Annotated in this window: 11 protein-coding genes; 5 read left to right on the top strand and 6 right to left on the bottom strand. The window is 41.5% G+C overall.

Annotation, left to right across the window (positions count from 1 at the left end; all coding sequences use genetic code 11):
• Positions 1-7 precede the first annotated feature (7 nt).
• From G6R09_RS06885 to cobA, 5 genes are read right to left on the bottom strand one after another with little or no spacing between them, the layout of a single operon-like run.
• Positions 8-1753 carry a bifunctional protein-serine/threonine kinase/phosphatase gene (locus G6R09_RS06885; protein WP_163921382.1) on the bottom strand — a complete coding sequence of 582 codons (1746 nt, stop codon included), beginning with the start codon at positions 1751-1753 and terminating at the stop codon, positions 8-10.
• A gap of 32 nt (positions 1754-1785) precedes the next feature.
• Positions 1786-3255: a NarK family nitrate/nitrite MFS transporter gene (locus tag G6R09_RS06880; protein ID WP_163921379.1), complete on the bottom strand. Its 1470-nt coding sequence runs from the start codon at positions 3253-3255 to the stop codon at positions 1786-1788.
• A 9-nt stretch (positions 3256-3264) separates the two neighbouring features.
• Positions 3265-3612, bottom strand: coding sequence for a nitrite reductase small subunit NirD (gene nirD, locus G6R09_RS06875; RefSeq protein ID WP_065166572.1), 348 nt, complete (start codon positions 3610-3612; stop codon positions 3265-3267).
• A gap of 12 nt (positions 3613-3624) precedes the next feature.
• A complete protein-coding gene (nirB, locus tag G6R09_RS06870) occupies positions 3625-6171 on the bottom strand; it encodes a nitrite reductase large subunit NirB (RefSeq protein WP_163921376.1) in 2547 nt (848 codons plus the stop codon).
• A 16-nt stretch (positions 6172-6187) separates the two neighbouring features.
• A complete protein-coding gene (gene cobA, locus G6R09_RS06865; protein ID WP_163921373.1) occupies positions 6188-7063 on the bottom strand; it encodes a uroporphyrinogen-III C-methyltransferase in 876 nt (291 codons plus the stop codon).
• A gap of 436 nt (positions 7064-7499) precedes the next feature.
• Between cobA and G6R09_RS06860 the strand changes: the two genes are divergently transcribed.
• Complete coding sequence (locus G6R09_RS06860) at positions 7500-10160, top strand: nitrate reductase (protein WP_163921370.1); 2661 nt, start codon at positions 7500-7502, stop codon at positions 10158-10160.
• A 183-nt stretch (positions 10161-10343) separates the two neighbouring features.
• Here the strand turns inward: G6R09_RS06860 and G6R09_RS06855 are convergent, their stop codons facing one another.
• Entirely contained in the window at positions 10344-10817 is a 474-nt protein-coding gene (locus G6R09_RS06855; RefSeq protein WP_065166407.1) for a hypothetical protein, read from the bottom strand.
• A gap of 422 nt (positions 10818-11239) precedes the next feature.
• Between G6R09_RS06855 and ald the strand changes: the two genes are divergently transcribed.
• The 4 genes from ald to uvrB all read left to right on the top strand — a co-directional run bounded on the left by ald (position 11240) and on the right by uvrB (position 16901).
• A complete protein-coding gene (gene ald / locus G6R09_RS06850; RefSeq protein WP_065166408.1) occupies positions 11240-12355 on the top strand; it encodes an alanine dehydrogenase in 1116 nt (371 codons plus the stop codon).
• A gap of 148 nt (positions 12356-12503) precedes the next feature.
• The gene (locus tag G6R09_RS06845; RefSeq protein ID WP_065166409.1) at positions 12504-13754 is read left to right on the top strand and encodes an HAAAP family serine/threonine permease; all 1251 of its coding nucleotides are present in this window, start codon (positions 12504-12506) and stop codon (positions 13752-13754) included.
• Between the two features lie 165 nt (positions 13755-13919).
• Positions 13920-14816, top strand: a complete 897-nt coding sequence (locus G6R09_RS06840; RefSeq protein ID WP_163921367.1) for a DMT family transporter — start codon at positions 13920-13922, stop codon at positions 14814-14816.
• A 120-nt stretch (positions 14817-14936) separates the two neighbouring features.
• Positions 14937-16901: an excinuclease ABC subunit UvrB gene (gene uvrB, locus G6R09_RS06835; RefSeq protein ID WP_163921365.1), complete on the top strand. Its 1965-nt coding sequence runs from the start codon at positions 14937-14939 to the stop codon at positions 16899-16901.
• Positions 16902-16909: the final 8 nt, after the last annotated feature.

The following is a 16909-nucleotide window of genomic DNA, read 5'->3' as shown; positions in this document are numbered from 1 at the left end:
TTTACATTTAGGTTGCCAAAAAAGCTTGTAACACGATAATTACTAACAATATTAGGCTAATAGATTGCCATAACAGCAATGGATTACGTTCAATTAATGGCTGTTGCATCATTGTCGGTAAGGGGGCGGGAGTGGCTAATGCAATCACTAATTCAGAAAGCGCTTGGTAACGATATTGCGCATACGGATGGCAACTTTTCTTGAGGCTCACATCTAACCATAACGGTAAATCTGCACGATAATGATTGAGCGCGGTATAATTCATTTTGATGGCGACAGGTACGCTACTATGAGGTGTTAAACGTGGGTAAGGTAATGATCCGGTTAGCATTTCATAGATCACAACTGCAACTGAAAACTGCTCACTCAACAATGATGGATTGCCACCAGCATGACATTCAGGAGCAAGGTAATTTAAATCTCCTCGAGGATGAGAGTAAGTCTGTGCTATGTCTAACTCTTGATAGCCATTGATCCACGCACTGCCAAAGTCAATCAGAGTCACCCTTAAATCAGGGCCTAATATAATATTTTCGGGTTTGATATCGGCATGATAAATACCTTGTCGTTGTAAGGTTCGTATCACTGCCACAATTTCAGTAACAATCACTCGCACAGTCGCCAAGGGTGGATTGGGATTATCGATTATCCACTGCCGCAGTGTAGAACCTTCAAGATATTCACACACATGATAGAGAAACGCTGATTGGGCATTATGATTAAATATTGGCATTATTCCATCAAACTGACATTGTCGTCCTAGCCAACCTTCACGCACAAAACAATCGAGGTATTGGACATCATCAACCATATTGGGCGATGGCATTTTTAATACATAATAATTGTTATCATCATTCGACTTGGCCAAGTAAATATGACTTCGACAGCCTGCATCAAGAATACGGCAAATAACAAATTGATCGATTCGTTGCCCAACATTAAGTGCAGCCGGAATAGTTTTATGACGGCACGCCGCTAAAATTTCATCAGCAGCAGGCAAAGGTAGCGCTGCAATCTCTAGCACCACACAACTGGCATTATCTGGTGATCCTTGTAGCTGAGCATTCGTGACTAACTGACGCGCTTGCCGCTCTAAACACTGTTGCTGTTGTAAGCCAGATAATAGAGGTTCAGTCGTCATCGTGGTTGCAATTGATTGTTCAATATCACCAACATCATGCACACCGTCAGTGGTCATCACGAGCTTATCACCGACATTTAACGCGATGGTTTGATAATCCACTTGTAGGTGCGAATCCATTCCTAGTGCACGAGTAAGATAGTGTTGACCATCATGATGATTGCGGCGGTGATCTTGAGTTAAGCAACAACAATTGCTATCACGCCATAAATACACTCGGCAATCACCAATATGAAAGATATGCGCCGTATTGGATTTAATGATCACCACTGAAAAAGAGCTCACAGCAGCATCTTGCGGTAACCCTGCTTGGTGGCCATCATCAAATAGCCATGAATTAAGCGTATTTAATACCGAAGAAGCAGCTTGCTTAACCGATAACGTGGTGGCGGTCGCTAAATAATCTTCAATAAAATGAACAACACTCAATTGGCTGGCGATATAACTGCGATGACTACAACTAACACCATCAGCAATACACGCCACCACCCCTTTATGTTGTAACTCTAGCGTTTTTGAGGGGGATAACACCGCAAAGGCATCCTGATTTTGCTGCTTTTTTCCTGCATCAGAATAACCACCATAACCTACCGACAGATTAGTTACCGTCATGATATTCCTTATTGAATGACTCGGTTATGCCACTAACTGACATCAATTAAGGTCACGCTACCATCATCATTGATCTCGGCCATTGTGCCTGATGGCTCCTGCAGTGCTAATAACGCCACAAAACCTAAGATAGCGGTTAATGCAATAATGACAAAAAAAGTACTGTATTCAACCACCGATAAAATAGTCAGATAACACACCGCACCAACATTACCGTACGCCCCAGTCATACCTGCAATTTGACCTGTCATGCGGCGTTTAATTAATGGCACCACAGCAAACACAGCCCCTTCTCCTGACTGAACAAAGAACGAACATATCATTGCTGCTAATACCGCACTCCATAGTGGCCAACTGGCGTTAATATTAGCCATTAACAAATACCCAATTGCCAAGCCAGCGGTTAAAATCAGTAACGTTGATTTACGGCCAAATCTATCCGACAACCAGCCGCCACCAGGGCGAGAGACTAAATTCATAAACGCATAGGAAGATGCAACCACACCCGCCATCACAGGGGTTAAGGTAAAGATGTCAGCGAAAAATAATGGCAGCATCGATACCACCGCAAGCTCTGAACCAAAGGTAGTAAAATACAGCACATTAAGCACCGCAACTTGCCGAAAAGAATAGCGATGAATGGCGGCTACAGGCTTGATTAACATTTGCTGATTAGCTCGCCACAGTTGTTTAATATCAAATAAATACAATCCAACTAAAACGATATAAATACCATAACTAATATCAGCATTTAACATACCAATCGCTGGCGATGACAGCTTCCACACCAATAACGCCATTGCGGCATACATGGGGATTTTCATAACAGTTAATAGCCATAAATCTCCGCGTGATGTCACTTCCATAGCACCAACATGATGGGATTTATAATAGGTTGCACCTTTGGGAGTATCTGTCACCGTCCAATAAAATATCACCCCAAAAATAACGCTTAACCCGCCAGTTACTGCCATCGCATAACGCCAACCATCATCACCACCGAACCATAATGCTAACGTCGGTAATGTAAATGCCGCCGCCGCAGAGCCAAAATTGCCCCAGCCACCATAAATACCTTCCGCAGTGCCTAATTCATGATGGGGAAACCACTCCGACACTAATCGAATCCCAATCACAAACCCTGCACCTATAAAACCGAGCGCAAAACGGGCAATAGCGGCTTGCATAAACGTGGTTGAAAATGCAAAAACAAAACAAGGGATCGCACACAGTACTAATAACAAGCTATACACAAGCCGTGGGCCATATCTATCGGTTAACATACCAACCACGACTCGCGCTGGAATAGTTAATGCGACATTTAATATTAATAAGGTTTTTATCTGCTCTGTGGTTAACCCTAACGAGGTTTTTACGGCTTGCAACAAGGGGGCGAAATTAAACCACACCATAAATGTGATAAAAAAAGCTAACCAACTTATATGAAGTATTTTCATCTTGCCGCGAAAAGAGAACAAATTAAACTTGTGATAATTCGACATTATTGCTCCCTATTTACCCAATAAAGAAACGACCAATTGCACCTGAACATTACCGTTATCGCGGCGCACAGGGTATGTCGGTACTAGCGTTTCAGCCAGCTCGACACATTGACCACTTTCAAGACAAAAATGCTGTTTATATAAAGGGGATGCCACCACCACCGTACCGTTTAATGAGCCAACAATCCCCCGTGACAGCACGTTCGCTTTGCCGATTGGATCATAATTATTAATCGCATAGAGGCTATTATTATGACCACATAGAAACAGCGCTATCTGATGACCATTGACCAACGCACAGACTCCGGCATCAAGGAATAAATCATTTTCATTACACACAGTAATCCATTGATTAATCATTATTTATCCTTATTCGGTAATATTAACAATTGCAATCGAATCTGCGCTTTTAGGCCATGTCATTGGCGCTCGTTGCTGACGAACCGTGTGATATAGCAACCCCAAATCAGGCTGACGACTATTAATGAAATGTTGAAACCGACGCAACTCTTGTGGTGACTCAAGGGTAGTTTTCCACTCACATTGGTAATTACTCAAACTGGTTGCCATATCTTGCTCAAGTTCAGCATTAATCGTTAACGCATCATCAATCACCACTTGGCGTAAATAATCAATGCCACCGTCAAGGTTTTCTAACCAGACCGAGGTCCGTTGCAACCTATCGGCAGTGCGAATATAAAACATCAAAATACGGTCGATATAACGAATTAAAGTATCGCTATCAATGTTTGAGGCAAACAAATCGCCATGACGTGGACGCATGCCGCCATTACCCGCAACATATAAATTCCAGCCATTTTCAGTAGCTATTACACCAATGTCTTTAGATTGTGCTTCTGCACATTCACGGGTACAACCAGAAACGGCAAACTTAAGCTTATGCGGTGAACGTAAGCCCTTGTAGCGATTTTCAAGATCGATCGCAAACGCCATGCTATCTGCCATGCCATAACGACACCATGTTGATCCGACACAAGATTTTACGGTTCGTACCGATTTACCATAGGCGTGTCCAGTTTCAAAACCCGCATCCACCAGTAACTGCCATATTTGAGGCAATTGATGTAACTGGGCGCCAAATAAATCAATTCGCTGACCACCGGTTATTTTGGTATACAGTTTAAATTGCTGTGCGACTTGGCCTAATATAATTAATTTTTCAGGCGTAATTTCACCTGCAGGAATACGCGGCACAACCGAATAAGTACCGTCTTTTTGCATGTTGCCAAGATAAATATCATTGGTGTCTTGCAGGCCAACATGTTGTGGCTCCAAAATATAATCATTCCAAAATGAAGCTAAAATTGAACTGATAGTCGGTTTACAAATATCACAGCCTAATCCTGATCCATATTCAGTTAATAGAGCACTAAAGGTTTTAATTTTTTTAACTCTAATAATGTCGGCTAACTGCTGGCGACTATAGCTAAAATGCTCACATAAATGGTGATTCACTTGGTGGCCTAACGCTGCTAATTCAGTTTGCATAATTTGTTTAGCAAAACTGGCACAACCGCCGCAACCTGTACTGGCCTTAGTGATGGTTTTAAGCTCAGCCATATCGCTACAACCATTAGCAACAGCTTGACGAATATGGCCTTTCGTCACATCAAAACATGAGCATACTTGCGCCTCATCACCAAGGAGATCATCACTTGCGGTCAGTTGAGCACTCGCTGCTAACGCCTTTGGCATTAATAATAACGACGGCGGGGTGGGTAATGGCTGTTGGTTGAGTGTTAGTTGTAATAGCTGCGAATACTGTTCAACATTACCAACTAATACTGCCCCAAGTAATCTATCACCTTGCTTGGAAACAATGATCCGTTGGTAACTTTGCTCAATATCATGAGATAACGTAAACACTTGAGCAGCATCAACATCATGATGAACGTTACCGATACTGGCGACATCAACCCCTAATAATTTCAATTTGGTGCTCATGTCGGCACCCGTAAATGCCGCCTCAATACCGCATACCGTCGACGCTGCCACCCGTGCCATTTTATAGCCCGGTGCCACTAACCCAAAAATACGGTTATTCCATAACGCACACTCACCAATGGCATAAATATCAGCATCACTGGTCTGGCATTGATCATTAATCACAACACCACCACGCTCACCCACTGTCAGCCCCGCTTGTTTTGCTAGCGTGTCTTGCGGGCGAATACCTGCTGAGAAAACCACCATATCTGTTTCTAATTCAGTACCATCGGCAAAAATAAGTTTATAGCGGCAATGATCGCCAGTTGCGATTTTCTCGGTTGCTTTACTGGTATGGACATGTACGCCTAATGCTTCAATTTTTTGCCGTAATACCGCGCCGCCGCCTTCATCTAGCTGCACCGCCATTAACTGCGACGCAAACTCAACCACATGGGTTTCCAATGCCATATTTTGCAGTGCATTTGCCGCTTCTAGTCCCAGTAAACCACCACCAATCACCACCCCAACTCGACTGCTTTTACCTGATGCCGCAATGGCTTTTAAATCATTAATAGTGCGATAGACATGACAATGTTGACCATCATTACCCGTAATCGGTGGCACAAAGGGGTATGATCCAGTTGCCAAGATCAACTGATCATAGTCAATCTTTTTCCCCTGAGCGGTAACAATGTATTTATGCTCTCGCTCAATTGCTGTCACTTGTTGATTAATATGGTAACCAACCCCTGCTTGTTGATAATCAACCTCATCGACAAGGGCTAAATCTGCCGCCGTTTTATCACTGAAATAATGACTCAGTTGCACTCGGTCATAGGCTAAGCGATCTTCTTCAGAGAAAGTCACCAACCTGATGTCATTAGCACTATCAAGGGCTAATACCTGCTCAATAAAATGATGCCCAACCATGCCATTACCAACAATAACCACTCGCTTTTTATTCATGTTATTCTCCCTGTGTTTATGCCAACTGGTGATGTTTATTCATTGACATCAGCGCATCCATTTGAGGTTGATACCACGCTAAGCTGTCACTTAAACTCACCACCTCACCAATAATAATTAATGCTGGAGAGCAAACTTGATGACGGTTAACTTGCTCGGTTAGAGTCGCTAATGTGGCGCTAATGAGTCGCTGTTCAGCAGTGCAGCCTTTTTCTATTATTGCAGCAGGTGTTGCCGCCTTTAATCCTGCCAACACTAATTGCTGACAGATCAGATCAACTTTGGATAATCCCATATAAAACACTAAGGTATGGTTGAGATTGGCTAATGCTTGCCATTGAATATCAAGATCTTTTTCGGCGTGAACCGTGACTAGCGTGCACCCTTGAGACACACCACGATGGGTTAATGGAATTCCCGCATAGGCACTACACCCACTCGCGGCAGTAATACCTGGTACAACATCGACCTTGATACTATGCTGACGTAAATAGTGTATTTCCTCACCACCACGACCAAACACAAATGCATCGCCACCTTTAAGGCGACACACGTGTTTTCCTTTTTGGGCTAACCGCACTAATAACTGATTAATTCCAGTCTGAGTCATGCTTTGTTGGCCTTTGGCTTTGCCGACACATAAGGTTTGGCTGCGAGCTGGAATCAACGCCATAATCGCCGCACTGACTAAGCGGTCGTAAACCACTACATCTGCTTGCTCAAGAGTTTTTAACGCTTTTAATGTTAATAAATCAGGATCCCCAGGCCCTGCACCGACTAACGTCACTGTTCCTGAGTGAGACAGACTATTCTTCGATTGTATTACCTGACACCATTGAATCTCAGCGTCATTAGTCACTAACGAATATTGTTGCGGCTGCAATGGTTTCATTGTTCACCTCTTATTTTAAAATCATCATTACTTTTATTTTTATTTCATATTGTTATTTGAGACTGTTATTTATTCAGCAATGTTAATGCCAGCCTGCATTTAAAAACAAATAAAACCATCAAGCACCTGAATTAAAAAAGTAAATATTAATTAATTACCAACAAAGAAAAACTTATTTAAGATATATTAAAAACAATAAACACCGTGATGGTGCAGGATTAATCTACTGTTGCACCAAAATGATTAATAATAAATATTAACCAACCATAATAGCGCTAAAACAAATTAATAAACCAAAAACTATAACAAATAAAATCAAATGCTTAATCAATAAAAAACGAACACGTAAAATATTTAATGGCTATTGGTACATATGTTGCCTGTATTTATTAATGACCATCTATTATGGCTACATTAATAAAAGGAGCCGTCATCAATGAATAAAAAAAGCTCATGGAAAAAATCAACCTGTGCTTATTGTGGTGTTGGTTGTGGAATAAAATCACGGTTTAATCATGATGGTCAACTAGAAATAAAAGGTGACGAACAACACCCTGCTAATAAAGGTAAACTGTGTGCAAAAGCATTAACGTTATCAGAAACACTCACCACAAATAATCGTATGCTAACGCCACAAATATTAAATAAACCTGTTAGCTGGAACCAAGCTTTAAATGAAACAGCAAATCAGCTTCAGAATATTATTGATAACCATGGTCCTGATGCGGTTGCGTTTTATGTTTCCGGACAATTACTCACCGAAGATTATTATGTAATTAATAAACTAGCAAAAGGCTTTGTTGGCACCGCTAATATTGATACCAATTCACGGTTGTGCATGTCATCAGCTGTCGCAGGCCATCAACGGGCATTTGGTGAAGATTGTGTTGCAGGCTGTTACGATGATTTAGAAGCCGCTGAAGTGGTTATTTTAACAGGCTCGAACCTTGCGTGGTGTCATCCAGTACTTTTTCAGCGTCTTAAACAAGCACAACAACAGCATAATACTAAAATTGTGGTGATTGATCCGCGCCATACTGCCAGTTGTGAGATTGCTGATTTACACCTTTCAATCACCGCAGGTAGTGATGTCGCACTATTTAATGGTTTACTCAGTTACTTACATAGCAATGACTATATTAATCAACATTATACCGATGCCCATACCAACAATATTACGGCCGCATTAACAACAGCAACCGCTTTAGATCAACAACAGGTAAGCCAATTAACCGGACTCAGTGAGCAGCAACTGCACAGCTTCTATCAGCTGTTTGCCACTCATTCACGCACTGTGACACTATATTCTCAAGGCGTAAATCAATCGGTATCAGGCACAGATAAAGTCAATGCGATCATCAACTGCCATTTAGCGACAGGAAGAATTGGCAAACTAGGCGCGAGCGCTTTTTCTATTACGGGTCAACCTAATGCGATGGGCGGACGTGAAGTCGGCGGCTTAGCAACTACCTTAGCGGCGCACCTAAGTTTTGATCGCCACGATCATTGGCAGTTACTCAGTGATTTTTGGCAAACCGATAAACTGGTGACTAAGCCGGGGCTTAAAGCAGTTGATATGTTTGATGCGATTGCCAATGGATCAATAAAAGCGGTATGGATCATCGCCACCAATCCTGCCGCTAGCTTACCTAACAGTAATAAAATCAATCAAGCACTGGCTCAATGTCCGTGTGTGATCGTCTCAGATTGTGTCGATAATAACGATACGCTACGCCATGCTACAATCAAACTTCCAGCTCAAGGTTGGAGTGAAAAGTCAGGCACTGTCACCAATTCTGAGCGCTGTATTTCCCGTCAACGACGTTTAGTTCCCACTCAAGGCGAAGCCAAACCTGATTGGTGGATAGTCACTCAGATCGCACAAAGAATGGGATTTGAAAACCAGTTTAATTACACCAATGAAGCCCAAATCTTTACCGAACATGTTGCATTAACGGCAACCAACAATCACCCTCATCAAAGCCCACGCTTGCTTAACCTTAGCGGATTAAGCAACTTAACCGCTGCCGAGTATGATCATTTATTGCCGCAGCAATGGCCAATTAATGGTGATAATAGTAACCCGCAGCGATTATTTAGTGACGGTATTTTTCCAACTCAAGATGGGCGCGCGTGTTTTATTGCAACCCCTTATCGCCCAGTGATAACTCACGCTTCAGCGGCTTATCCCTTATTACTAAATACTGGCAGAATTCGAGATCAATGGCATACCATGACACGCACCGGGCTTGCGGCCTCGCTAGCTGATCATATTCAACAACCATTGATATCAGTACACCCAACAGATGCTAATCACTACCAAGTTATAGATAATCAATTAGTAACGGTAACCAGCCACTACGGCGAAGCTATTTTTCGAGTCCGTATTACTACCGATGTCAAACCTCAACAGGTATTTATCGCCATTCATTGGACTCAGCAGACTTCATCAGCAGGCAGTGTTTGCGCGCTTATTGGTGAACACCGCGATTCGATTTCAGGACAGCCACAATATAAAGCAACAGCTGTTCAACTGTCACCACTCACCTACACCACTGATGCTATTTTAACGACCACCACCGCAATCGCAGCAACTGAGCTTACCGCATCAACAGCACTCTATTGGGTATGTAAAAAAGTCGCAGCCGGTTATCAATATTTTATCAGCTCAAATCTGACCTCAAGCGCCTTAGAGCAAATATTAATGGCCCATTTCATGACTTCGACGCAACACTCCTTACGAGCTATTACTCACAACAGCCGCCGTGCTGTGGTATTTAACAATAATCGCTGCCTAGCCTCTGTGGTTATTCATCCCCATAATAGCCATCGTTACTGCACCACATCGGCAAACATTATTGGTAATGACGTTAACGATATTAACGTTCATCAGTTCCTTAACGGCGAAGATAAGCTTACCGCCTCTGATATTGTTTGTGTTTGTAAGCAAATAACGAAACAACAACTTATTGATACGATCACCAATAATAAAATACAGGATCTATCGACATTATGTCGTATAACAACCGCAGGTACAGGCTGTGGTGGCTGTTGTCATGATATACAAACCTTGCTCAGCACCACCGACATTAATTAGATTTAACTATAACGATTATTGTTTATTTAATATTACGTAATGTGTTCACTTTAGTTTGAATTAACTGTTTTATTAATTCAGATAACCACCTAATACGCGAATGGTGACTATCACGTTTTAAAGTCACCATCTTTCTACCGACCAATATTCATCTAACGGTTATTGAGTCACAATAATACTTGTTTACAAGTCCTCGACCGCAGAAGTAAAACCATTGGCTGATAAATTAAACCCTGCGATATCGACATACTCTTTCTTTTGAAACAAGGCTAATACTCGATCCATATTGCCACCATTATTACCCGCATAAGCATGGGCAGTACAATTGTGGGTGCTTGGATTGTAATTGGTACTTACTCGTAATACGACTTCGTCAGCAACATTAAGATTATTGAATGCAGGAACATATAACCAGTTTTTGCATGCTGCTGCTTGCGTTTCCATATGATCAACAAAATCTATACTTGATAACCGCTGCCCATTCGCAGTGAAATGGAAAATATAGGTCTGATAGCCAAAATCCGTTTTAGTCACAATTTCATTTTGAGCAGGAAGAACTTGATAACTATTATGCTGGGTTGTGCCCGCAAATGCAGCGGGTGCCACGAAAGATAAAGAAAGCAATAATGTCGAAATAACGGTGGTTCGGTTAAGCACAGCAGTAGACTCCAATGGCTAAATGACTCAAATAGTCATCTAATATGCCTTTTGGCGATAATAACACAATAGTTTTTACGTCAATTTTAAGATTAACCACCGTATTTATACATATTTAACCCGCTTGCATTAATCTATCAACACTAATGAATCCAAAATCCCTGTACCGCTATGAATGCTAATCAACCTCACTCTACAACTTTTTTAATTACTCACCTTATAAAACGAAAAAAACAACAATCATTTAGACTGTGATACCGATCAAACTTAGATTTAATCACCACCATCAACAACAAAAGTAGTTGATACCGCTTTAATTAACCACAAAAATAGTTGCACATTCCAACAAAGTTGGCCTAACCTATAAACATACCAATAACAAATACCCACATTCCAATAACACAAAATCAAGGTTGATTATTATGATCCTAGGTGTACCAAAAGAAATTAAAACTCATGAATACCGTGTTGGCATGGTTCCAGCAGCAGTAAAAGAAGTTGTTTCTCATGGACATAGCGTATATATCGAAACTCAAGCAGGCTCGGGAATCGGTTTTAGCGATCAAGATTATATCGACGCAGGCGCGCAAATTTTACCAACAGCGGCCGAGGTATTTTTCGAGTCAGAAATGATTGTTAAGGTTAAAGAACCGCAAGCGATTGAGCGCGCTATGCTACGTGAAGGCCAAATTCTATTTACTTACCTCCACCTTGCCCCCGATCCAGCTCAAACAGAAGATCTTATTCGCAGTAAAGCAATTTGTATTGCCTACGAAACAGTAACAGATCAACATGGACGCTTACCTTTACTCGCACCGATGTCTGAAGTTGCAGGACGAATGTCGATTCAAGCGGGTGCATTTGCACTTGAAAAATCACGTGGTGGACGCGGCATGTTATTAGGTGGCGTTCCAGGGGTTGAGCCCGCAAAAGTCGTTATCATTGGTGGCGGTGTAGTGGGTAATAATGCTGCTCAAATGGCACTAGGGTTGCAAGCCGATGTAGTAATTTTAGACCGCAATATTGACGTGCTACGTCAGCTTGATGTGCAATTTAATGGCAAACTAAAAACCGTTTATTCAACCAATGATGCTATTGAGCGCCATGTCTTAGAGGCTGATTTAGTGATTGGTGGAGTGCTGGTTGTCGGTGCTGCTGCACCTAAACTTGTCACCGCTGAGATGATCAAAAAAATGAAACCTGGTGCAGCTATCGTTGATGTTGCGATAGACCAAGGCGGTTGTGTTGCGACATCACATGCCACTACTCATGATGATCCTACTTATATTGTTGATGATGTCGTGCATTATTGTGTGGCAAATATGCCAGGGGCAGTTGCGCGTACTTCAACAGTTGCACTTAATAACGCAACTTTGCCTTACATTGTTGAACTTGCTAATAATGGCTATCAACAAGCCCTTCAAAACAACCCGCATTTATTAAATGGGTTAAATGTTTATCGTGGCCACATTACCTGTCAAAGCGTAGCTCAAGCTCTTGATTTACCTTATGTCTCGGCAGAAAGCGTTCTCGCCTAATTTATAATTCTTCAATAAGGCTTCTATTGCAAAATAGAAGCTTTTTTATTTCTCTAAGCTCAACATCACACCGATAACTACGCTCATGCGAACATCAGTACCGATACCAACATACCTATAATAAAATACTAATATAAAGGTCAGTTATATGCCTTACCCTAATGCAGAAACACTTTCTAATCATAATAAGCAAAACCTAACTAAACACGATAAAACGTGGATCATTAGCCTGTTCGGCACCGCCGTCGGGGCGGGGATCTTATTTTTACCGATTAATATTGGTGTCAGTGGACTCTGGCCATTAATTGTCATGGCATTGCTGGCAGGCCCTATGACATTTCTTGCCCATCGCGGCTTAGCACGGTTTATTTTATCGTCTCAACAACCTCAAGCCGAATTTACCGATGTGGTTGAAGAGCACTTTGGCCATAAATTTGGCTTGATGATTTCAGTATTATATTTTCTATCTATTTTCCCCATTTTGATGATTTATGGCGTTGGCTTAACCAATACTGTTGAAAGCTTTATTGTCCACCAGTTACAGATGACCCCTCCACCACGAATATTACTTTCAGGGATATTAGTCACCTTAATGATCGGCGTTATGCTAACTAATGAAAAAATGGTATTACGCGCGTTTGAGATTATTGTTTATCCGTTAGTGTTTATTTTATTTGGATTGTCTATTTATCTAATCCCACACTGGCAAATGCCTGATTTTGCAACCGTACCTAGCGCCTCCGATTTTGGTAAAACCCTTTGGCTTGCTATTCCAACCACTATTTTTGCGTTTAGTCATACTGCTGCTATTTCCAGTTTTTCTGTCGCTCAAAAACGTCATTACGGCGCTCAGGCTAGCACTAAGGTCGATTACATTTTAAAACACACTTCGATGATGCTTATCACCTTCGTATTGTTGTTTGTGTTTTCATGTGTACTGAGTCTATCTCCTGCTCAATTAGCGGAAGCGAAAGTACAAAACATTTCAATTTTGTCGTACCTTGCCAATGAGATGAATAGCAGCGTGATTGAATCATTAGGGCCTTTTATTGCGTGTATTGCCATCACCTCTTCTTTCTTTGGTCATTTTCTCGGTGGGCGTGAAAGTCTAAACGGCATTATCACTAAACACACCAATATCACGCCTAAACTCGCCAACAAACTCACCATCGCGATATTATTTATATCAGTATGGTATGCCGCAGTCATTAACCCTAGTGTACTCAGCATTATGGAAACCTTTTCCGGTCCGGTAATTGCTATGATTTTGTTTATCATGCCAATGTATGCAATTAGAAATATTGAATCACTAAAAAAGTACCGCGGTAAAATAAGTAATGCTTTTGTGACTGTGATTGGTTTAATTGCCATTTCAGCGATTATATTTAACCTACTTTAAACCCTCTTTGTTAATCCTAATAGCCAACCTTTAACGGCTGGCTATTATTTTTTAACGTCCAAAATAGTTTGCTGAAAATCATGGTAGATCAGAAACAGACACTTTATGCTAATAAGGAATTATCCATTTTTAATGGCATCAAATTAACCAAACGATAAAAATACCATGCAGATCAAAAACCATAATATGCTCGGTGCGATGTTAATTATCGTTGCTACCTTGTCATTAACCCTTAAAGACAGCGCTGATAAATACCTGATACAACACGGATACCACCCGATTCAAATGGTATTTTTTAGGTTTGCGATCCCTTTTTTATGCATGGCTATTTTTATGCCTAAGCAAACAAAAACGGCCATTTTTGCCACTAACACTAAATTAATCCTACGGGCGGTATTATTTTTAGTGTGTGCAGTAACGTCAGTGATTGCGTTAAAATATATACCGTTGGAAATGTATATCATCATTGTGCAAATGGGCAGTATCGCCTATATGCTCGGGGGGACCTTATTTTTCAAAGAAACCCTGACCCCAATAAAAATTATCGCAACCTTATTGGGCTTTGTTGGGGTAGTGGTGGTGATTAACCCAACCAATATAACAGGCTTACAGTGGGTGTATTTATTGCCTTTACTGATTGCGATAACAAACTCTGGTTACAACCTGATCACTAAAACTATTGATTCTAAGATCTCACTGCTGTCGGTGCTGATTAATTCGTTCTTTATTCTTGGCACTATTTCAAGCTTGCTACTCATTATTCAGCCGCAGATGTGGCAAACGCCAACACTAGCAGCCTTACCCTACTTTATCACTATTCCTATCGTCACTATTGTATCGCAGCTGTGTTTAATTAAAGCCATGAACATTGCCGAAGCATCGCATGTTGCGCCGTTCTTTTATTTTCAGATTGTCTTTTCCTGCATCTTTGGCTACTGGTTATTTGATGAATTGCCAACCTATAACACCCTTGGTGGCGGATTATTTATCGTGATCGCAGGCCTGCTTATTACCTATTCCAATTATCGGTCCATAAAAAAAGTCGTAGCTAATCAAGGCTAATATCGATTCATCTAGTATATTTTAATCAACATGGTCGATTATTGAGTTAGAGATTCGATTCAAATAAGCGTATGTTGACGTTAGAAACTAATAATAAATAGCTAAAAAAGGCGACTCACTATGCCGGACAATGTTTTTATTCTACATTCAAAATACCCACCTTCTGGCGACCAACCACAAGCGTTAGCTAAACTGATTGATGGCGTTGAGCAAGGCATCACTCACCAGACCCTAAAAGGGGTAACAGGTTCAGGCAAAACCTTCACAATGGCGAATATGATCCATCGCTTACAACGCCCAACACTGATTTTGGCACATAACAAAACTCTCGCCGCGCAACTTTATAGCGAAATGAAACGCTTCTTTCCTGAAAATGCGGTCGAATATTTTGTATCTTATTATGATTACTACCAACCTGAAGTTTATATTCCCGGCAGTGATCGCTTTATTCGTAAAGACTCAGCCATTAATGAGCAACTTGAACGGTTACGATTATCGACCACTAAATCCTTAATCGAGCGTAAAGATGTGATTGTAGTGGCATCGGTTTCGGCTATTTATGGCTTAGGCGATCCCGACCAATACCGCGCCGTACAAATTCCGCTATTTGTTGGCGCAACAATTACTCGCCAAGACTTTATTCAACGTTTAACCGCACTTCAATATAATCGCTGTGATCGCACCATTGAACGCGCCACGTTTCGAGTTCATGGTGATGTATTTGATATTTATCCTGCCGACTCGGAATCCAAAGCAGTACGAGCGGTATTGTTTGATGATCAGGTTGAAACCCTGCAATGGCTAGATCCATTAACAGGCAAGGTAGAAGGCGATATTGAGCACTACTTTGTATCCCCAAAAACCTTGTATGCAGCCTCCAAAGAAAAACTGACTCAAGCGTCGGTTAAGATACAGCAAGACTTAGCATTACGTGTTACTGAACTTAATCAGGATAATCGAATTATTGAAGCAGCTCGGTTATATGAACGTACCATGCATGATATCGAAATGATGCAGCAACTAGGCTACTGCTCTGGGCTTGAAAATTATGCCAGTTATATCAATGAGCGTGATGCGACGTTACCACCAATTACCTTATTAGATTATTTACCTAAAGACGGGTTATTATTTATTGATGAATCACACGTGATGGTGCCGCAAATATCGGCAATGCAACGCAGTGATCAAAGCCGCAAAGAAACGCTAATTGATTATGGTTTTCGCTTACCGTCAGCCAAAAACAATCGCCCGCTCACATTCAGTGAATTTGAAAAAATAAAACCACAAACGATCTTTGTATCAGCAACACCTGGCGACTATGAGCTTAAGCAATCTCAAGGCCATGTTGTCGAACAGATTATTCGCCCAACAGGTTTACTCGATCCGATTGTTGAAGTGCGGCCGCTCGCCACCCAAATTGATGATTTACTAGAACAAATAGCGCAACGGGTCATAAAAAATGAACGGGTATTAGTCACCACCCTGACCAGAAAAAGTGCCGAGTCTTTATATGAATTAATGCAGCAACACGACATTAAAGTCAGCTATATTCATGCCGATGTCAAAACCCAACAACGGGTAGAGATCATCGATGCGCTCCGCCAAGGTCAATATGATGTATTAATCGGCATCAACTTATTACGCGAAGGGCTGGATATTCCAGAAGCATCGTTGGTAGCGATTCTGGATGCGGATCATGCTGGTTTCTTACGTTCGAGCCAAGCCTTAATTCAAATCATTGGTCGAGCCGCCCGTAATGCCAACGGTAAAGCCATTTTATATGCCGATAAAATCACGCCAGCGATGAAAAGCGCGATTGATGAATCACAGCAGCGTCGTCAGCGCCAACAGCTCTATAATCAAGCGCATCAGATTACGCCGACCTCATCGCAGCGCAGTGTCATCACTGCTACAGATGAAGGCATACACTCAGCTGAGTTTTGTGCCAACATTACAGATTTATGCCAGCAGATCACTGCCACTGAGAAAGGATTATTAACCGCTTGTGATAATAACGATGATGCCCAAATACAATCAATAAGAGCCGAGCTTGATAAGCTATATCGGCAGTTTATTTATATGTAATCTTCATC

The organism is Photobacterium sp. Alg240-V54, from assembly GCF_900537155.1.
Lineage (GTDB): Bacteria > Pseudomonadota > Gammaproteobacteria > Enterobacterales > Vibrionaceae > Photobacterium.
Note: the sequence above shows the minus strand (reverse complement) of the source record. Positions and strands in the feature narration are given on the sequence as shown.